The sequence below is a fragment of the unidentified bacterial endosymbiont genome (assembly GCF_918797525.1).
Taxonomy (GTDB): domain Bacteria; phylum Pseudomonadota; class Gammaproteobacteria; order Enterobacterales; family Enterobacteriaceae; genus Enterobacter.
In genome coordinates this window covers 3520906-3541617 of record NZ_OU963893.1, presented here as the reverse complement: position 1 = coordinate 3541617, position 20712 = coordinate 3520906, and the positions used below count along the sequence as shown (strand labels likewise).

Below are 20712 nucleotides of genomic sequence, written 5' to 3'. Positions count from 1 at the left end.
TTCACGTTGCGTCGGGTCAAAATCGGGTCCCCTGCTCAAGCAGAAGCCCGTCTTTTCACGCCACCACCCGCCTCAATGCGCCGTGATGTAAGGCTCCTTAACAAACTCCGCCAGCAGCCAGACCATATCGTGCAACAGCCCGGTCAGCTCTTTCGCCACGCTTGCAGGCAGTGTTCTGCTCGTCACCGCCCGCGTGAGCGCCAGCGCATAATCCACCTGCAACGTTGTCTCCTGCCAGCAGTCCGGCACGCAGGAGGCAATATTTTCTTCTGCCATGAGCTTTTCAACCAGGTACGGCGGAAGTTCAGCATCACAGCTTTCACGCAGCCGCTTAAGCGTCGACAGCAAGCACTTGCCGAGGGTGGCAAATGTTACGGTGTCGACCGTTTCTACCAGCATGCTCACATAAGCGGTACAGGCATCAGCCAGTTCAAAAAGATCTGCCGAATCGGGAAGTTGCGAATAGAGAAGCTGATGGTCAGTGCTTTCTCCAGAGAGCGCGTAAGAAAACTGAGGGATAGTAGCCATTTAGCATCCTCTTTATGAAAAAATGTCGCTTCATGTTCACGGGGTCCTGCTCCCGGTTGCGAATTTGCCGCAACACGCGCACTTTACGACTGCGCAGAAGGGAAGAGAAGAGATAACCCCGAATTGCACAAGGTTACTTCAAGGTTTGCGAGGCGGCTTCCAGAAAGTCTTTTACTGGCGGTGGCTTTGCCTGACCTGCTATACGAAACAACACATCTCAGTCCATCATGGCTAAAAACCGCTTCACCGTCCGCGAACGTTCAAAACGCCGCCAGCACAGCGCGATATCGGTATAGAGCGCTGGGTCACTTAACGGGTGGTAGGTTACATCCGGCTTAGCAATGGCCGCCATGGACTGCGGCACCAGGGCAAACCCGCCCCCGGCGGCGACCATGCTCAGGGAGGAGGAGAGTTGCGATGCCTGTAGCGTACGCTGCATATCAATTCCCGCCCGCTCGCAGTAGGTATAAACACGTTCGTACAGCCCCGGCGCAACCTCCCGGGGAAACAAAATCATCGGCGAGTCCCGTAGCTGTTCTGGCGCCAAAGATCCCTGCTCCGCCAGAGGATGTTTACGATGCAGCGCCACCACCATCGGCTCCCGGTCGAGCATTTTCAGATCAAACGCTTTGCTGCTCTCACACGGCAGGCGCACAAACGCAATATCCAGTTCGCCTTCCCCCAGCATCGCCATCAGCGAGGACATATTGGCCTCTATCTGGTGAACCGTTACCGCCGGGTTCTGCATCTGGTAATGGCGAATCAGCGTGAAGATTTTAGGGTGAAAGGCATCTGAACTGGTGATCCCTATCGACAGACTGCCGTTCAGCCCGCGGGCAATGCCCCGGGCTTTTTCCAGCGCGGCGTCGCTCATCGCGAGGATCTTACACGCATCCTCATAGAAGGCTTCTCCCGCCTCGGTCAGCTCAACGCCCCGCGTCAGGCGCCTGAACAGCGGCGTACCCACTTCTTCTTCGAGCCGTTTGATCTGTTGGCTCAAAGGTGGTTGTGAAATACCCAGCGCGTGGGCCGCTCTGGTGAAGTGCCGCTCGCGTGCAACTGCGACGAAATAGCGTAGATAACGTAGTTCCATATCTCAAACGTCTCAAACCAGCATGATTTCTATATTGGAACTCTGTGCTGAATCGGGTCAACATTTATTTAACCTTTCTAATTAAAGTTGAAGAGGAAGAGCATGATGACGCATTCATCTGTATGCGACTGTGAGGCGAGTTTGTGCGAAACCCTGCGTGGGTTCTCGGCTCAGCATCCTGACAGCGTGATCTATCAGACATCGTTAATGAGCGCCCTGTTAAGCGGCGTGTATGAGGGGGAAACCACTATCGCCGATCTACTCAGGCATGGTGATTTTGGCCTGGGCACCTTTAACGAGCTGGACGGCGAAATGATTGCTTTCAGCAGCCAGGTCTATCAGCTGCGCGCCGACGGCAGCGCCCGCGCCGCGAAGCCTGACCAGAAAACGCCGTTCGCAGTGATGACATGGTTTCAGCCGCAGTATCGTAAAACGTTCGATGCGCCGGTCAGCCGTCAGCAGGTCCACGACGTTATCGACCAGCAAATCCCCTCCGATAACCTGTTCTGCGCGCTGCGCATCGACGGCGATTTTCGCCATGCTCATACCCGCACCGTACCACGCCAGACGCCGCCCTACCGGGCGATGACCGACGTGCTGGACGACCAGCCAGTGTTCCGCTTTAACCAGCGAAAAGGCGTGCTGGTTGGGTTCCGCACGCCCCAGCATATGCAGGGCATTAACGTGGCGGGCTATCATGAACATTTTATTACCGACGACCGTCAGGGAGGGGGCCACCTGCTTGACTATCAGCTGGAGAGCGGCGTACTGACCTTCGGTGAAATCCGCAAGCTGATGATTGACCTGCCTGCCGACAGCGCGTTTTTACAGGCCAATCTCCATCCCAGCAACCTTGATGCCGCAATCCGTTCCGTCGAAAACTAACAGGAGAATCACCGTGAACAGTGATAAACAATCACGTCAGTGGGCGCACGGCGCCGATATGGTCGTCGGCCAGCTCGAAGCGCAGGGGGTGAAGCAGGTTTTCGGTATTCCAGGGGCAAAAATCGACAAAGTATTTGATTCCCTGCTGGATTCTTCCATCACAATCATTCCCGTACGCCATGAAGCGAATGCCGCGTTTATGGCGGCGGCGGTCGGGCGGTTGACCGGCAAAGCCGGCGTCGCGCTGGTGACCTCCGGGCCGGGATGTTCCAACCTGATAACGGGCATTGCGACGGCCAACAGTGAAGGTGACCCCGTCGTGGCGCTGGGCGGGGCGGTGAAGCGGGCGGATAAAGCCAAGCTGGTACACCAGAGTATGGACACCGTTGCCATGTTTAGCCCGGTGACCAAATATGCGGTAGAGGTCAACTCGCCGGAGGCGATTGCCGAGGTGGTGTCGAACGCTTTTCGCGCTGCCGAACAGGGCAGGCCGGGCGGGGCATTTGTCAGCCTGCCGCAGGATATTGTCGACCAGCCCGTCACGGGGGCGATTTTGCCTGCCGGCAGTGCAGCGTTGATGGGCGCGGCGCCGGAATCAGCGATTAACGATGTGGCGAAATTAATCGAAAAGGCTAAAAACCCGGTGATTTTGCTCGGCCTGATGGCCAGCCAGCCTGCCAACAGCGCGGCGTTGCGTAAACTGCTGGAAAAAAGCCGTATTCCGGTGACCAGCACCTACCAGGCTGCCGGGGCGGTGAACCAGGAGCACTTTACCCGTTTTGCCGGGCGCGTTGGCCTGTTTAATAATCAGGCCGGGGACAGGCTGCTGCACCAGGCGGATCTGATTATCTGTATTGGCTACAGTCCGGTTGAATACGAGCCGTCGATGTGGAACAGCGGTGATTCCACGCTTGTGCACATTGATGTGCTGCCAGCCTATGAAGAGCGCAAGTATGTTCCGGACCTCGAGTTGGTAGGGGATATCGCCGCCACGCTCAATCTGCTTGCCGGGCGCATCACACATTCTCTTGAACTCAGCCCGCGCGCCTCAGAGATCCTTGTCGATCGCCAGCATCAGCGCGATCTCCTCGATCGCCGTGGCGCATCGCTTAACCAGTTTGCGCTGCATCCGCTGCGCATCGTACGGGCCATGCAGGATATCGTGAATAACGACGTTACGCTCACCGTCGATATGGGCAGTTTCCACATCTGGATCGCCCGCTACCTCTACAGCTTCCGGGCGCGTCAGGTAATGATCTCCAACGGTCAGCAGACCATGGGGGTCGCGCTGCCGTGGGCGATTGGCGCCTGGCTGGTCAATCCCGGGCGCAAGGTGGTGTCAGTATCCGGCGACGGCGGCTTTTTGCAGTCGAGCATGGAGCTGGAAACCGCCGTACGTCTTAAGGCCAACGTGCTGCACATCATCTGGGTGGATAACGCCTACAACATGGTGGCAATTCAGGAGGAGAAAAAATACCAGCGTCTCTCCGGCGTGGAGTTTGGGCCGGTCGATTTCAAAGCCTATGCCGACGCCTTTGGCGCTAAAGGGTTTGCCGTGGAGAGCGCCGATGCACTGGAACCGATGCTGCGCGCGGCAATGGATGTCGATGGCCCGGCCGTGGTGGCCATTCCCGTCGACTACAGCGATAACCCGCTGCTGATGGGCCAGCTCCATCTCAGCCAGATTTTGTGAATCACGATAAGGACAGAGATATGCAAAACATTGCTCTCGTCACTGGCTCAGGCCAGGGGATTGGTAAAGCCATTGCGCTTCGCCTGGTGAAAGATGGCTTTGCCGTCGCCATTGCCGACTATAACGAAGAGACCGCGAAAGCCGTCGCCGATGAAATTACCCGCAACGGGGGGAAGGCCGTCGCCGTGAAGGTGGATGTTTCTAACCGCGAACAGGTATTTGCGGCGGTGGAGAAAGCCCGTACCGCGCTGGGTGGTTTCAACGTTATCGTCAACAACGCCGGAGTGGCACCTTCCACGCCCATCCAATCGATCACCCCGGAGATTGTCGACAAGGTCTACAACATCAACGTCAAGGGCGTAATTTGGGGCATTCAGGCCGCGATTGACGCCTTTAGCAAAGAGGGCCACGGCGGCAAGATCATCAACGCCTGCTCCCAGGCGGGCCATACCGGCAACCCGGAACTGGCGGTCTACAGCTCCAGCAAGTTCGCGGTGCGCGGCTTAACCCAGACGGCAGCACGCGATCTCGCGCCGTTGGGGATCACCGTTAACGCGTATTGCCCGGGTATCGTCAAAACGCCCATGTGGGCTGAAATTGACCGCCAGGTATCCGAGGCCGCGGGTAAACCGCTCGGCTACGGCACAGAGACCTTTGCCAAACGCATTACGCTTGGCAGATTGTCTGAACCGGAAGATGTGGCGGCGTGCGTTTCCTACCTGGCAGGCCCCGATTCCAACTACATGACAGGCCAGTCGTTGCTCATTGACGGTGGGATGGTATTCAACTAAAAAATAACGATACGCTCTGACATGAACTTTCCCCTGCCGTCGTGCAGGGGCTTTTTTTTGTCTCCTCAACCATTGTGCATTACACTGCGCTTCAAAATTGAGTCATTGAGATCTGACAGGCGGAAACAGCGATGAACGGTACAATCACAACGTGGTTTAAAGATAAAGGCTTTGGATTTATCAAAGATGAAAACGGCGATAATCGCTATTTTCACGTGATTAAGGTCGCCAATCCTGATTTGATCAAGAAAGATGCAGCGGTGACCTTCGAGCCCACCACCAACAATAAAGGTCTTTCCGCCTATGCGGTGAAGGTGATCCCGGAAAGCAAACATCTCTACATTGCGGGTGAACGCGTGAAGCTCACCTCGATAAAATCCTTCGTGGTGTTCAGCGAAGAAGAGCCGGTTGATACCAAAATCGATAAAGAGAACGCGGTGCTGTCGGTAGGGCTTCTGATGAACAGCATCAAGCCGAAATCCGAGAAAAAGTCAGGCGAAACGCGTTCGGTGAAGAAGCTGGCGATCACCACCTTCCAGAACACGACGCTGATCTTCACCGAAGACGAGATAGACATCGACGCAACGGTGAAGTTGCTGAAGTAATTTTTTCCGCTGCGGAGCGGGTCACTTTTTTGGTAGGGTGACCTTAGTTTGCGGCGCAACCATGTCATCCGCGCATGGTCAGGAAATCTAAAAATGACGATTTGATTTCCTGACCATCAAAATAATCCCGTAAGGACATTAATACGGTTAAGTTTGAACAAATTTATTCATATTGATATCTGATGCTAGTTTTGCCAGAAAATCAGGCGTATTAAGCATTATGAAGACGTATCTTCCATAAAACCCTCTTTTCCTTGTATAAGGACATCGTCATATAAAAATACCGGAATATCTGGATATCCGTCTTTTTTATTCTCTACAAAAATCCAGGGAGAGTGACTTGAATGAACAGATTTATATACGTTATTATTAATTTGCAAATGATTCTTTAGCGAATCTGCGTCGAATTTCATACCATCACTACTTTTGTAACCACTGTAGTTTAAAGTAGCGCCCTCCTGCTCTAATTTGATTTTCAGGTCACGGGTGATAAATAAGTCCCCGGTAAGATGTTCTGCATCAGGTAGATTTTGCTTAACTACTTTAGCCACACTCAGACGCCCTGACCTTGTAGTGATTATCGCCAGGCTTCCATCGATGCGTTCAATAAATAGTTCACTACCATTTTCCAGAGGATGGTATAGATTGTGATATTTTACATAACGATGTTTGTTGTTATCCAGGGATAAAAGATTGGGTTTTATTGATGTTTTATCACCACCACTGATAAATTCATTTACGTCAACATTCAATATTTCAGCAACTTCCGAGTCTACAGGTGCTGATTCAGCCTCAAAGTAATATTCTCCTTCCCCTTTTTTTATTACGTCGCCTGAAATTATACTACTTGCCGGGAAAAAAGAGTTTTTTTCAATCCCATCAATAACATGCACTTCTTTTCCATTGATAAGAAGATATTTTCTTTTATTTCTTGTATCGACTATTTCGTCGTCAGGTGTAATGATAAAATCGTTGTCAGCATTGTATGAAAAGTTACTCTTGTAAGTATCTATTTTCATAGATGATAAATAAGATGAACTCCTGATATCATTTTCTGCGTTAAACACCCAGGTTTTATCTTTATTGTTAAAGTGAATGTAGCGTTGCACTCCATCGATTTCAATGAAGGGAGAGTCATATAAATCGTTATGAAGAACATATTTTTCTTCGCCAATTTTAACTGCGACTTCGCCATTAATAGTATCAAGTTTTTTTATGATTTCATTTGTTGATGCGCCAGGAAATATTCTCATTTTTTCTTTCGCACTTAAGGTCTGAATTTCTTTCCTGGAGCAGATTAACACCTGCTGATTGATATTATTGATTTTTTGCAGGTCAAGTGGTTTTTCGTCCAACTCATCCGCATAAATCTCCAGCGCCGGGCCGACGATGAGCTGTAAAACCATAAGAGGATTGGCGCCTGGAATAAGCTGCATAACTCCCGAAAGAATAGCATCAACTCTTCCTGCGTACTCCTGAAGACGCTTGCTATCTGGTTGTCCAGGACATCCTTCTCCCAGGCTATTATGATAATGAACGATCTGAGATTCTCTGGCCAGAGACTCAACGGGAGACGTTAATGTTTCTCCCACCTGGCGAATAATGTCTGCCCAGGACATATTATTTCGTTTATCAATGCATGAAAAATCATACATTTTTTCAATCTTGACACCGTCCTCTGCATTAAGGAAAGCGACTGGGCTGGCAATCGTTGTTCGGGCTGAAATTTTATCCAAACCATTATCAATACTGTGTAGCATTTCATGTTTGTGATGCGTACTGGGTAAGGGGATAACGAGCAATTTGCTTGCAGGGATCTCATTTTCAAAAGTGACCAGGTTCATTTTCTTAGGTTGTATGGGCATTAAGCGAACATGGTCACCCGTTGGTGGCGGGCAGTGCATTCTGCTGGCTTCCGCTGGGGGGACTTGCATTGTAGAACCTGTATTCTGCATATCCAGATGCGCCAATCAAACTAATCCCGATCAGCAAACGCTTTAGAATGCTATCTCTCCAGCCATGGGGAACGGTTTCTTCAGTTTTGGGAGCGCGTAGTAAATCTCCCAGTCTGCGAAGTTTCTCACCTTCAATAAGTATTTCCTGCAACTCGGTTTCTTCTTTGCCGCTCCCATTTACCACAGAAACAGGGTTGTCGGATGGTGTTCGTAACCACTGCCATGACTGGTTAAGATAAGTTGGCATTTTGGCTAACGTGCTTCCCTTGTTAAGTCTATGACTGCTATTTCGTACGGAAATCAGCGCTTTTGTCAGGAGAGTTGATTCTCTGTTGCCTTCTGTGCTCTCAGGTCCATAATTTTGAGTCTCTGAAAAGTGGACGGTAGAAAAAGCGTAATCATTATTAACATCGGACATTAGTCATTCCTTCGAGTACTCGTTTTCTTCTAACAATTATCATGTCGTTTATATATAATATTCAAAAATGCGTATCTTTCATAAAGTAGCATAAAACTATTAATAGGTAATGAATAACACAATTAGTGAGCTGCGCCGCTTCTTGATTTCCTGTTTTGGGTTTGATATCGAAAATAAGTACCATACGAATGTATTTCAGTATAGGGTTCATGCAGGTGCTTGAATACTTACAGAACTGAGAAATCTTACAGTGAAAATATCTTTCAGCACACCCTTTATTCACCTGATACTTATCGGTTTTATTTGAGTTGCGTTATGAGAAATTTAAAAGAATGTCCTAAATAAATATCATTTATGCGTTTCCAAAGTACACAATAGTTTCTCACTATCAGCTAATATCTTCGAATGGAAATATTATGGCTTTGGCCAGGTCTGAGAGATGACAACTGATGTAGGCGAGGCTCCAAACTTCGTCAACACCCAAATGTCACTTATCTAAGCGTGAATTTTCGTTCCGCTAACGTTCGCGCCAGCAGCGAACTGGCTGAAACTTCATTTTCACAAATCAAGGGCAACCAGAAGACTTACCCGGGAGAAAACCGATCCCATTTTAGGTTTTTTATCGGCTGGACTGCTGAAAGATTTTACTTAATGTAAATTTATGTAAGCAACAGGTTGGTTTTCTTTATTCAATGGGTCTATGCGCTGTCCATCATTGTGTAATCCACAACCAGCAGGGAATCAGCAGCAGATTTACGTTACATACCCCAGGCGACTGCAGGTGATATTCACCCTTTATGTGAATTCATTTACAATCAGAAAACAATATAATCACCAAATGTTATCATTTTTCACCTAAATTACTCTTCATCTTGTCTTTGGTAGTGAGGTAATGGGAATTGATCCTCCATGTGCTTCATTATCCTCAGAGAGGTGCGGTTATGGCAATACCAGTGAGCCCTTTGCCAGACAGACCGCCGTAGCGGATCCAGGTGAAAATATGTCCCGGTATGACAATCAAAATCTGTTAATTGTGATGTTATATCGTTTATTTAAGGGTTGATGTCAGCACGGGAGTGCCAGATATGCAGTATGTGGTGATTTTTCTGTCGTCAATGTTTATGTGTAGCACGGTTTTCAGCATGTCAGTCTCAACCGTTTCACTCGGCCGCCTCTCAGAGGCTATCAATGCCCGCATGCTGCTAATGCAGTCTGTGGCAGCCTACAAGGCGGCTCACCATCTCGCCGTGGAGGATCTGGACCGGGAACAGATTGTGCTTGACGCTGCTGAAGAGGTGGCTGACGGTGAGGGACTGGCTGCTGGCACTAGCCGGGCCTTGATGTGTAGCCTCATGAATGCAGGAAAAGCGGTTCAGTACCGCTATCTTGCTGACTGGCTTGCCACGCCGGATTTTTCCCCCTCGCCGGAGAGTTTAGCCGGAGTCAGAGCTCAAATCAGTCAACTTGATCTGGAGATACTCAGGGCCGTCAGCCAGAGACTGATGGTTGGCTCTTTTTCACCCCAGGATGTGCAACTGGTGATGTCGCAACTTACAGCACCAAACCTAAGTGATATGGACAAACGTAACATTGTGACTGCGCTTTACCTGGTCAGAACCCATGTGTGAAACATTATTGTTCCGGCAGTAGGTAATTGCACAGACAGCGGTCTACAACCAGGACAGGAGAAGGTGACAATCAAGGATATCCGCGCTGTCGTGGATATCCTGCTTAATTGATCCCAAGCGGCGGTCATTCAGTGGTTTTATCACGGGCTCTTATACTATCCATATCGATTACGTTGGTGCAATATTTATGGATATAACGGCTATGGCTAACGAGTAAAATCGTTTTGCCCAGACTGGAAAGGTAAGACATGACGGATTGCTCTGTAGCGTAATCAAGCCCGGACGTTGGTTCATCTAAAACCATCACTGGTAAGTCTCTGATAACAGCTCTTGCTATTGCAAGTCGTCGTTTTTCTCCTCCTGAAAGCTTATTTCCTTTTTGTCCAACATGATAATCAAGAGGATGTGTATTATTCAGGCCAGAAAGGCATAATCCATTAAGAACCGAATGAAGGCGAGCGTCATCGACAGAACCGTCAAAACCATAGAGAAGATTATCTCTGACTGTTCCGCTAAAAATGGTAGGCTCCTGCTGGACAAATGAAACAACGCTGCTTATTGATGACGGAGAAAGTTTTCTGACATCACATCCGTACAGCCTGATTGATCCACTGAAATTAATAGTAAGCCCAATAATGGAATGAAGCAGGGTAGTCTTCCCTTTACCCGATTCACCGGTAATGAGCAGAATATCTCCGCAGTTGATGGTAACGTTGAGCGAATCAGAGGAATAGGGTGACCTGTAGCCAGTTATCTCAAGAACGGGTAACTTCTTTTTCTGCGTAATAGTTTTCGCCCCCTCCTGTTCAGTGTTAAGAATATTTATACCCTCCAGCAGCGCCAGATGGTTTTTTTTGAGATCAGAAAACGATGCAGCCAGGGCATCAAAAGGTGCGATAAGGGATACGATATATCCGGACATGAGGATAAAATCACCGATATTCATGGTTTGTCTGTAAACAAACCATGCAGCAAAAAGGTGAATGACGGTAAACACAATACCGGAAACAACCGACTGATTAATCATTATCAATGAAAACCCTTTACTGCTCTGGATCAGCTTTTCGTTGTATTGGTTCGCAACATTCTGAATGGTTTTGTCTTCTCTGTGGTAGGCGTTATTTGTTTTAATCTCAACAATGGATAAGATCTTTTCATTAAAATGAACGGAGAGAAGATTCTGGGCCTCAAAAGATTGAAGATGAGCCTGGGTTGTTTTTGAAGAGAAATGCAGGGAGCTGAACAGAAGAATGAAAGCCGAGACAAGAATGATTATCCCCGGTAAAGCGCCCAGCACAACAAAAATGAAAAGACTTCCGATTGTAATCTGGAAAAGGACGGGAATAACAATCCAGAAAAAAGAAAATGAAAGCGTACTAAATGCCGTCCTGCATCGGGTTAGCGTTGCATAAAGCAGTCCGATGTCCATCGTTTTTATGATCTCGTACCTGATTTTAATCAGATGGAGATAAAGTAATATCTGGGATGCTGAATCACATTTTGCTATTAATGGCGCGCACAGCAGTGTGCGAACCCATTGCAGTACCTGATTAGCCGTCCAGATAACGCAGTAAAGTGAAACAATGCACAGGATTTCGTGCGCATTTTCAAAGCGATCGGCTTGAGATAATGTGTCAACTGTCATCTTAAGAGCGTAGGGCACCGAGAGCGTGACAGCAACAAATAAAAGCGCACATAGCACGTTAAAAATAATTGTTACTTTTAAAGCGTGATTAATATTACATATTTTTCTCAGGAAGAAATTAAAATCCTGTAATAATGTCATAAACCACCTTTGTCTAACGACCTCAGACATGTTTCAGCGGCGTATAAGCGAACGATAACGGGTAATCCCTCAGGTAAACCAAGGTTCAATTTTTTTAGTATATTTTCAGTTAGGTTGCGGTCTAGTAATTTTTTTTCGGCAAGATGCCCGCTGAGTAGAAAATTCCTTATAAAATGGTAATTTTTACTAATGCCCGCAAGCATGTTGTATGTAGTGTCCCCTTTATCTGTTCTCCAGATCCCTCTAAACCCCGTATTTATGTAAACAGATTTACGCAAAGGAAATCTGTTGAATTCATTATGCACCAGTTTGTCGAATCCGGTGCGAATAGCGTTGATAACGACCGGAGAGGACAGAAATGGATAGTAAACGGTTTTGCCAGAAAATGCATGATTCAGAATAGGAAGAACCTCAGATATTGTTGAACCAAGTGCTTGCCACCAGAAAACTGATGCCGGACGGGTATATCTATTTATGTTTTTGATACTATCAAAATACCACAATTGCGGATTGTTTTTTAATATGTATTCATTAGTCATCGATTTTACCGCTTCATCAAAAAGAGAAGAGTGGTGTTGCAGTGATATACTATAAAGGATTTTAAATGCCTTGCTGACACCTGAATTGAATAATGTCTCTGCGAATAGTGCCGGGGGGGATGGAGCCAGATAAATTGAGTCTCCACCATGACCATTTATAAACAACGTACTGGCATCATACGAGTCAGCCATGTAACGTTGCTGATTATAAAAACAGGCATAACTTCCAGGTAAAGGGTGAAATGGTATTTCCTCTGTAAATGGCGTAAACGGTAACTTATCACTTAGTTCAATAACATCCAGTTTAACATTGAAGTATTTCGCAACTTTTTTTGCGTGGCTGAGTTCATTTGAAGATAAACTGTACTTGTCATAGTATGTAAGGAATTTAATGTCTTTATTATTTTTATGACAGGCAAGAATAGCAGCAATACTGCTTGACTCAACGCCTCCCGATAATTCAAGTACAATTTTGTCATGCGCAGTTATTTTTTGCTCCAGTGTTTTTTTTAGGATAGTATACGGATTTGTATTTTCTGCCTTTGATATGATTTTATTTATGATATATTCCCTGGAAAGTCCCCCTGTCGATGTAAAACAATACTTAAACCCCGGGGACAAGATATGCATGCCAGCAATAGCTGTTCTGTTTTCAATAAAATCACCTGAGTTGATATAACTGGAGAGAAAATCAATGTCTATATTGTTATCTGAACGTGATAAACCTTTACAGTCCTTCCCGCTTGCCAGCACTATACTGCCATTGTTATTAATTACATAATAAACAGGAAACTGACCGAAAGGATCGGTATAAATTTCCACACAGTCCCGAGAAAATGCCAGACATATAAAATCTCCATAGAAATCCGTTTCCTGAACTTCATTGTTTAATAGCATTTTTGCTGCCATGTTAAGTTCAACAGATTCGCCGTTGTAACATTTTATGCTGCCAGCAATAAGTACTAAATGATCTTTTTCTAAGTGTGCTGCGTAAGGAAGGTCTATTTTCCCTGATATCTCGACGTTGTCATTACGCAGAAAAACATCAGTTTGTTTTTTTCCTTCAAAGGTTATATCTATTTTGAACATTATCACCTTGCTCCTAACTTGCTTTGATATATTACTACCATTCTCTCATTTAAATCACTAATGTCTCCAATAACCTCTCCGTCAAGTTCAATCCAGGCATGTGAGTAAAATGGTTTATTTTGAACGCCTATTTTTAAAACGGGTTGATAACCAAACTGAATAATATAGTGAGTTAATGCTATGGACCATTCCAGACATTTTGTTTTGAAAGGGTAAAGCAGGGTGGCGGCATTCAGATGTTGTACTACCTGAGCGACATCTAGTTTTTTGATTGTTTTTATACAGTTCTCATTTAAGTAATTGATTGTATAAGGCAATCCTTTTTTTATCAATTTATGGGATATATACAGTGATTTGATCATCTGCAAAATCCAGAACTGGTTTCTAAAAGAAATATTCATGTTCTTAAGAGACCAAAAATTTACGCCAATCCCCAGCGTATCTTTTTCTTTAAATAGATTATATTGATCATGATTATTAAATTTGTTGGTTAGTATTCCGCGCCCCATAAATGTTACATTATTATCGCCAGTGTAACACTGTAACAGAGAACGGGATTCCCCGGGTGAAAGGATATAAAAATTATTATCTATTACATTCATTATAATAATTTGACCCCGTACACGGGCTGGATAGATTCCAGGAATAAAATTTCTGTATTTCACGCATCCTCCTTCTTTGTTTACCGGGAGGGAGGAGCAAAATCGCTCCCCCCTTTTATGCAATCAAATTCAGCACCTGTACACATAGAACACAGCTTCCATAAGAGGACCGCGAGGCAATCCCATTATGCTGGTAGTCGCCTCAACAGACTCGCACTCTACAAGCTCGAAATCTATTGCCTCGTATTTATCAGATGTGTCGTTACAGGTAATTACCTTAGTTTCTTCCATAGTATCCTCGTGGATTTATTGGTAATAACAGGTGGCATATCAACTGCCACATTACATTACTAGCGCACATTCATAATAATGCCAGTAGCAACGCGCATAATTTACTGGAATTTGATTTCGATCATTTAAATGGACCGGGCTATGAAACGTTATGCCACCAAATAATAACCCGGCATAGCCACGTCCCAGAGCCGCTTGATTAGCATCTTAAATCAGTTAAACACCTTATAAAAATTGCCATCTTCGAAGTGGTAATATTCTTTTCTCAGCATCAGGACGCAAGTGTAGCGGCCAGTAAAATATGACGCATAAATAAAATATTATGTTTAGATAAAAAACAGGTTATTTCATAAGTGAGGAGACGAAGTGTATCAGGATGGCGTGTGCACGGTTAATTCACTAGCAAATCTTTCCGCAAATGTAGCAATGTAATCATGACAACGGGTTCTGACTGGAATAATTCCCCGGCATATCCCCGGGGAATTGTGGCTGTGAAAATAAAGTCTAAGCCAGCGTTCGAACGTAAGCGGGGGCCCCTTAGCGCCTCAACGGCGCCCCATTCGCCACATAATACGCCGCCGTACTTTTCGCCAGCGGCCCGCGCCCGCGTATGGCGTCGGCAATTTTCTCGCCAATCATGATGGTGGTCGCGTTCAGGTTGCCGGTGATTATCTGCGGCATAATCGACGCATCTACCACGCGCAATCCTTCCAGCCCATGTACCCGGCCTTCGCCGTCGACTACCGCCCTTTCGTCATAGCCCATCTTGCATGTACCGCACGGGTGGAAGGCGGTTTCAGCGTGGTTACGCACAAACTCGTCTAATTGCTCGTCGGTCTGGCACTCACTACCCGGGCTGATTTCGCGCCCGCGGTATTTATCCAGCGCGGGTTGATGCATTATTTCGCGGGTGATGCGGATGGCGTCGCGGAACTCCTGCCAGTCTTGCTCGTGTGACATATAGTTGAACAGGATCGCCGGATGTTGATGCGGGTCACGCGACGTGATGCGTACGTGTCCGCGGCTCGGCGAGCGCATGGAGCCAACGTGGCACTGGAAGCCGTGCTCTTTCACTGCGTTCGAGCCATTGTAGTTTATCGCCACCGGCAGGAAGTGGTACTGAATGTTCGGCCATGCAAACTCTTCGCGGCTGCGGATAAACCCGCCCGCCTCAAAGTGGTTGCTCGCGCCTACGCCCGTGCCGCTAAACAGCCACTCTGCGCCAATTTTCGGCTGGTTCCACCACTGCAAGGCAGGGTAGAGGGAGATCGGCTCTTTACATTCATATTGAAGATACATCTCCAGATGATCCTGCAGGTTTTCACCGACGCCAGGCAGGTTATGCACCAGCGGGATAGCAAACTCCTCAAGCAGGTCTGCGCTGCCTACGCCGGAACGCTGGAGGATCTGCGGAGAGGCGATCGCCCCTGCGCACAGCAGTACTTCTTTATTCGCCGTCGCGTTTGACGGGATCGTGCTTTCGCCTTCCAGCCACTCGACGCCCACCGCACGCTTGCCGTTGAAGAGGATGCGATCGGTCATAGCGTGGGTGCAGATAGTCAGGTTCGGGCGCGGCTTTGCCTGGTCCAGATAGCCGCGCGCGGTGCTGGCGCGTCGGCCCTGCGGAGTGACCGTCCTGTCCATTGGGCCAAACCCTTCCTGCTGATAGCCGTTGAGATCGTCAGTGCGCGGATAGCCTGCCTGCACGCCAGCCTCGACCATCGCGTCAAACAGCGGGTTGACGCCCGGTCTGGAGGTGGTCACGCTCACCGGACCGTCGCCGCCGTGATAATCGTTTGGCCCCACGTCACGCGTCTCAGCCTTACGGTAGTAGGGCAGGCAATTGAGATAGCTCCAGTGCTCCAGACCGGCCTCTTTTGCCCAGTTGTCCAGATCCATCGCGTTGCCGCGCACGTAGCACATACCGTTGATCAGCGACGAGCCGCCCAGCCCTTTGCCGCGCCCGCACTCCATGCGGCGGTTGTTCATGTGCGGCTCTGGCTCGGTTTCATACGCCCAGTTATAACGCTTACCCTGCAGCGGGTACGCCAGTGCGGCAGGCATCTGGGTGCGAAAATCCATCCGGTAATCCGGGCCGCCCGCTTCAAGCAGCAGCACGGTGGTGTGGGGATCTTCGGTCAGTCTTGTCGCCAGAACGTTGCCGGCAGAGCCGGCACCAATAATGATGTAGTCAAATTGCAAATAAACCTCCCGGTCAGAATATGGACTGGAATTTAGCCATCTCAACCTGGATGGACTTCACCTGGGTGTAGCTTTGCAGCGTCATCACCCCGTTCTCGCGGCCAATACCCGAGTGTTTATAGCCGCCCACCGGCATCTCCGCCGGGGATTCGCCCCAGGTGTTGATCCAGCAGATGCCCGCTTCGAGCTGATGAATGGCGCGGTGGGCGCGGTTCAGATCGGTGGTGACAATGCCAGCCGCCAGACCATAGTCGGTATGGTTAGCGCGACGGATGACTTCTTCATCGCTTGCATAAGTGAGGATGGACATCACCGGGCCGAAGATCTCTTCCCGTACGATGGTCATCTCGTCGCTGCAGTCGGTGAATACGGTGGGAGCCACCCATGCGCCGTTATCAAAGGCTTCGCCTTTCAGTACGTCGCCGCCGCACAGCACCCGCGCGCCTTCCTCTTTGCCTTTGGCTATGTAGCGCAGCACGTTGTCACGGTGCGGGAAGCTCACCAGCGGGCCGAAGTTGGTGCCTGGTGCGAACAGATCGCCCGCGCGGATACGCCCGACGCGTTCGACGATCTTCTGCTCAAACGCCGCTTTGAATTTCGCGGGCACGAACACGCGGGTGCCGTTGGTGCAGACCTGACCGGAGCTAAAGAAGTTCGCCATCATGGCGATATCGGCTGCGCTATCCAGGTCCGCATCGTCAAAAATAATCAGCGGAGATTTGCCGCCCAGCTCCATCGTCACCTCTTTCAGGGACGATGCCGCCGAGTTAGCCATCACTTTTTTGCCGCTGGCGACGCCGCCGGTGAAAGAGACTTTACTGATGCCCGGATGTTCGGTCAGATACTGTCCGGTCTCGGCGCCCACGCCCGGCAGGACGTTAAACACGCCGTCCGGCAGGCCCGCTTCGGTATAGATCTCGGCAAGCTTCAGGGCGGTGAGCGGCGTCACTTCGCTCGGCTTGAAGATCATCGCATTGCCCGCCGCCAGCGCCGGGGCGGATTTCCACAGGGCTATCTGAATTGGGTAGTTCCATGCGCCAATACCGGCCACCACGCCCAGCGGTTCACGGCGGGTATAAACGAATGACGTATCGCGCAAAGGGATCTGGCTTCCTTCGAGGGCCGGGATCAGCCCGGCGTAATACTCCAGCACGTCCGCGCCGGTGACGATATCGACGGCGCTGGTTTCTGAAAACGCTTTGCCGGTGTCGAGGGTTTCAAGCTTCGCCAGCTCGTCGTTACGCTCGCGCAGGATATCCACCGCCCGGCGCAGAATGCGCGAGCGTTCCATGGCGGTCATGGCCGCCCAGATTTTTTGCCCCTGCCGGGCGCTCTCTACGGCGCGGTCCACGTCCTCGCGCCCGGCGGCCTGCACGGTCGCCAGAACCTCACCGTTAGCCGGGTTGATGGTCTCGAAGGTACGACCGCTGGTGGCGGATGTATAACCACCATTAATATAAAGCTGTTGTTCTGCCATTCGGGACATAATTTCTCCTCGGTTATTCGGTCGGTAAATGCTGGCTGATAAAGTGGCTGGTGAGCGACCGGGCAAGCGTCTTATCCAGCGGTTTGCCGCTCAGCGCCGCGCGCAGCCACAGGCCGTCGATCAGCGCCGCCAGGCCGTAGCCCGCCTCCTGGGCCTGCTCGCGGGGCAGCTCGCGGCGAAACTCGCTCACGAGGTTCGACAGCAGGCGGCGGCTGCTCACTTGCTGCAGACGGTAGAGCATCGGCTGATGCATGCTGCTGGCCCAGAAGGCTAGCCAGGCTTTCATTGCCGCGCTGCTGATCTGGGTTTCATCGAAATTGCCGCCGACAATCGCCTGCAGGCGCTGCTCCGCGCTGCCGCCCTGTCGCGCGCGTAAACGGCTTAGCACCGCGTCGCGCAATTGGCCGGTGATGTCGCGCATGGTGGCTTCCAGCAGACCATTTTTGTCTTTGAAGTAGTGGCTGATGATCCCGGTGGACACGCCCGCCCGTCGGGCGATCTGCGCGATGGTGGCGTCGTGCATCCCCACCTCATTTATGGCTTCCAGCGTGGCGTTAATAAGCTGCCTGCGCCGGATTGGCTGCATTCCCACTTTGGGCATTATTGCCACTCCATTCATCAGTGTTGGTTATATATTAAAGCGGTTTTTGATTGGACGTTCAATATAAAATGTGTCTTAATTGTTGCCGATTTGATTTTTAATAGTTACAAAAACAGTGGGGATACTGGATGACAGATCTTTCGCAAAACAGAGAAAAGGACAAAATCAATCCGGTGGTTTTCTTCACATCCGCCGGACTGATTTTGTTGTTTTCCCTGATGACGATCTTCTTTCGCGATTTTTCTGCCGAGTGGATTGGGCGCACCCTGAACGGGGTGTCAAAGACCTTCGGCTGGTACTATTTGCTGGCGGCGACGCTGTATATTGTCTTCGTCGTCTGCATAGCCTGCTCGCGTTTCGGCTCGGTTAAGCTCGGGCCAGAACAGTCAAAACCCGAGTTTAGCCTGCTAAGCTGGGCCGCGATGCTGTTTGCAGCCGGCATTGGTATTGACCTGATGTTCTTCTCGGTGGCGGAACCGGTCACGCAATATATGCAGCCGCCGGAAGGGGCAGGGCAGACGATGGAGGCCGCGCGACAGGCGATGGTCTGGACGCTGTTCCACTATGGCTTAACCGGCTGGTCAATGTACGCCCTGATGGGGATGGCGCTGGGATACTTCAGCTATCGTTATAATTTGCCCCTCACCATCCGCTCCGCGCTGTATCCTATTTTTGGGAAAAAAATAAACGGGCCAATCGGCCACAGCGTGGATATCGCGGCGGTGATTGGCACCATCTTCGGTATCGCCACGACGCTGGGTATTGGCGTGGTGCAGCTCAACTATGGATTGAGCGTGCTGTTTGATATCCCGGATTCGATGGCGGCGAAAGCGGCGCTGATTGCGCTGTCGGTGATAATCGCCACCATTTCGGTGACCTCCGGCGTGGATAAGGGCATCCGCGTGCTCTCAGAGCTGAACGTGGCGCTGGCGCTGGGACTGATCCTGTTCGTGCTGTTTATGGGCGACACCTCATTCCTGCTCAATGCCTTAGTGCTGAACGTGGGCGATTACGTTAACCGCTTTATGGGCATGACGCTCAACAGCTTCGCCTTCGACCGCCCGGTCGAGTGGATGAACAACTGGACGCTATTCTTCTGGGCGTGGTGGGTGGCGTGGTCGCCGTTTGTCGGCCTGTTCCTGGCGCGTATTTCGCGTGGGCGCACCATCCGTCAGTTCGTGATGGGCACCCTGATTATCCCGTTCACCTTTACCCTGCTGTGGCTGTCGATTTTCGGCAACAGCGCGCTGCACGAGATCATCCACGGCAATGCGACCTTCGCGCAGGAAGCGATGGCCCACCCGGAGCGCGGTTTCTACAGCCTGCTTGCGCAGTATCCGGCGTTCACCTTTAGCGCCTCTGTGGCGACCATTACCGGCCTGCTATTTTACGTCACCTCGGCGGATTCCGGCGCGCTGGTGCTGGGGAATTTCACCTCGAAGCTGAAAGATATCAACAGTGATGCACCGAACTGGCTGCGCATCTTCTGGTCCATCGCCATCGGCCTGCTGACGCTCGGTATGCTGATGACCAACGGCATTTCGGCATTGCAGAACACCACGGTGATCATGGGCCTGCCGTTCAGTTTCGTGATCTTCTTTGTGATGGCCGGGCTGTATAAATCGCTCAAGGTGGAAGATTTTCGCCGCGAAAGCGCCAACCGCGACACCGCGCCGAGGCCATTGGGCACGCAGGACCGCCTGAGCTGGAAGAAACGGCTCTCGCGCCTGATGAACTACCCGGGGACGCGGTACACCAAACAGATGATGGAGACGGTTTGCTACCCGGCAATGGAAGAGGTCGCGCAGGAGCTGAAGCTGCGGGGGGCCCACGTTGAGCTAAAAAGCCTGCCGCCGGACGAAGGGGATAACCTGGGGCATCTGGATCTGCTGGTGCACATGGGCGACGAGCAGAACTTTGTCTATCAGATCTGGCCGCAGCAGTATTCGGTGCCTGGGTTTACCTACCGGGCACGAAGCGGGAAATCAACCTACTATCGGCTGGAGACCTTCCTGCTGGAAGGCAGCCAGGGCAACGACTTGATGGATTACAGTAAAGAGCAGGTGATTACGGACATTCTGGATCAGTATGAACGGCATCTGAACTTTATCCACCTGCACAGGGAAGCGCCGGGTAATAGCGTAATGTTCCCGGACGCCTGAATTTGCGTTAAGTTAAGAAACGGCGTCATAGCGACTATGGCGCCGTTTTTTTATATACTCCATTAGGCTGCTAAATAATGTCCTGAGAGATCATGAAAATCATTAACCTACTGGCAAAGCGCGAACGCATCTTTGTATATATTATATTTTTTCATCGTGAAATAAAAATTTATGTTTGACTAATTTTGGTTATTCAAATACGTTTAATTCCAGAAGAAATGATAATACTATTTAGTCCCTCTTAAACATTGCTTAAGTGTCAGGAAAATAATTTGCATTATAATATGTGAATCCGTGAGGCGTCTGAGGAGGTTAATTGATATTTAACGTTTTTTTGTATTTTTCAATTTAACTCATT

Annotated in this window: 16 protein-coding genes; 6 read left to right on the top strand and 10 right to left on the bottom strand. The window is 49.7% G+C overall.

Annotated elements, in window-relative coordinates; all coding sequences use genetic code 11:
* Window positions 1-72 precede the first annotated feature (72 nt).
* Together NL510_RS16845 and NL510_RS16840 are read right to left on the bottom strand one after the other, a co-directional pair.
* Complete coding sequence (locus tag NL510_RS16845; RefSeq protein ID WP_253378419.1) at window positions 73-528, bottom strand: hypothetical protein; 456 nt, start codon at window positions 526-528, stop codon at window positions 73-75.
* Window positions 529-745: 217 nt separating this feature from the next.
* Window positions 746-1621, bottom strand: coding sequence for a LysR family transcriptional regulator (locus NL510_RS16840; protein ID WP_253378416.1), 876 nt, complete (start codon window positions 1619-1621; stop codon window positions 746-748).
* Between the two features lie 105 nt (window positions 1622-1726).
* On the opposite strand from NL510_RS16840, the gene budA reads away from it, so the two are divergent.
* The 4 genes from budA to NL510_RS16820 all read left to right on the top strand — a co-directional run bounded on the left by budA (window position 1727) and on the right by NL510_RS16820 (window position 5595).
* The gene (gene budA / locus NL510_RS16835) at window positions 1727-2506 is read left to right on the top strand and encodes an acetolactate decarboxylase (RefSeq protein WP_253384980.1); all 780 of its coding nucleotides are present in this window, start codon (window positions 1727-1729) and stop codon (window positions 2504-2506) included.
* Between the two features lie 13 nt (window positions 2507-2519).
* The gene (gene alsS / locus NL510_RS16830; RefSeq protein ID WP_301308570.1) at window positions 2520-4199 is read left to right on the top strand and encodes an acetolactate synthase AlsS; all 1680 of its coding nucleotides are present in this window, start codon (window positions 2520-2522) and stop codon (window positions 4197-4199) included.
* Window positions 4200-4219: 20 nt separating this feature from the next.
* Entirely contained in the window at window positions 4220-4990 is a 771-nt protein-coding gene (locus tag NL510_RS16825; RefSeq protein WP_253378414.1) for a (S)-acetoin forming diacetyl reductase, read from the top strand.
* Between the two features lie 131 nt (window positions 4991-5121).
* Complete coding sequence (locus tag NL510_RS16820; protein WP_253378412.1) at window positions 5122-5595, top strand: cold-shock protein; 474 nt, start codon at window positions 5122-5124, stop codon at window positions 5593-5595.
* Window positions 5596-5813: 218 nt separating this feature from the next.
* On the opposite strand, the gene NL510_RS16815 is transcribed toward NL510_RS16820, so the two are convergent.
* The gene (locus tag NL510_RS16815) at window positions 5814-7529 is read right to left on the bottom strand and encodes a hypothetical protein (protein ID WP_253378410.1); all 1716 of its coding nucleotides are present in this window, start codon (window positions 7527-7529) and stop codon (window positions 5814-5816) included.
* Window positions 7474-7968, bottom strand: coding sequence for a hypothetical protein (locus tag NL510_RS16810; protein ID WP_253378408.1), 495 nt, complete (start codon window positions 7966-7968; stop codon window positions 7474-7476). The genes NL510_RS16815 and NL510_RS16810 overlap by 56 nt, the downstream gene beginning before the upstream one ends.
* 1085 nt (window positions 7969-9053) lie before the next feature.
* On the opposite strand from NL510_RS16810, the gene NL510_RS16805 reads away from it, so the two are divergent.
* Window positions 9054-9596 (top strand): chorismate mutase, encoded by a 543-nt coding sequence (locus NL510_RS16805; RefSeq protein WP_301308569.1) that lies wholly within the window; start codon window positions 9054-9056, stop codon window positions 9594-9596.
* Between the two features lie 124 nt (window positions 9597-9720).
* Here NL510_RS16805 and NL510_RS16800 read toward each other — a convergent pair whose 3' ends face one another.
* From NL510_RS16800 to betI, 6 genes are all read right to left on the bottom strand, one after another.
* On the bottom strand, window positions 9721-11382 hold the full coding sequence (locus tag NL510_RS16800) for an ATP-binding cassette domain-containing protein (protein ID WP_253378404.1): 1662 nt from the start codon (window positions 11380-11382) through the stop codon (window positions 9721-9723).
* Window positions 11379-13010 carry an asparagine synthase-related protein gene (locus NL510_RS16795; protein ID WP_253378402.1) on the bottom strand — a complete coding sequence of 544 codons (1632 nt, stop codon included), beginning with the start codon at window positions 13008-13010 and terminating at the stop codon, window positions 11379-11381. Before NL510_RS16795 ends, NL510_RS16800 begins: the two co-directional genes overlap by 4 nt.
* A 2-nt stretch (window positions 13011-13012) precedes the next feature.
* The gene (locus NL510_RS16790; RefSeq protein WP_253378400.1) at window positions 13013-13675 is read right to left on the bottom strand and encodes a lasso peptide biosynthesis B2 protein; all 663 of its coding nucleotides are present in this window, start codon (window positions 13673-13675) and stop codon (window positions 13013-13015) included.
* 765 nt (window positions 13676-14440) lie between these two features.
* Complete coding sequence (betA, locus tag NL510_RS16785) at window positions 14441-16105, bottom strand: choline dehydrogenase (protein WP_253378398.1); 1665 nt, start codon at window positions 16103-16105, stop codon at window positions 14441-14443.
* 13 nt (window positions 16106-16118) lie between these two features.
* Window positions 16119-17591: a betaine-aldehyde dehydrogenase gene (gene betB, locus NL510_RS16780; RefSeq protein ID WP_253378372.1), complete on the bottom strand. Its 1473-nt coding sequence runs from the start codon at window positions 17589-17591 to the stop codon at window positions 16119-16121.
* Between the two features lie 13 nt (window positions 17592-17604).
* On the bottom strand, window positions 17605-18192 hold the full coding sequence (betI, locus tag NL510_RS16775; RefSeq protein ID WP_253378370.1) for a transcriptional regulator BetI: 588 nt from the start codon (window positions 18190-18192) through the stop codon (window positions 17605-17607).
* A 128-nt stretch (window positions 18193-18320) separates the two neighbouring features.
* On the opposite strand from betI, the gene betT reads away from it, so the two are divergent.
* Window positions 18321-20354: a choline BCCT transporter BetT gene (gene betT, locus NL510_RS16770; RefSeq protein ID WP_253378362.1), complete on the top strand. Its 2034-nt coding sequence runs from the start codon at window positions 18321-18323 to the stop codon at window positions 20352-20354.
* Window positions 20355-20712: the final 358 nt, after the last annotated feature.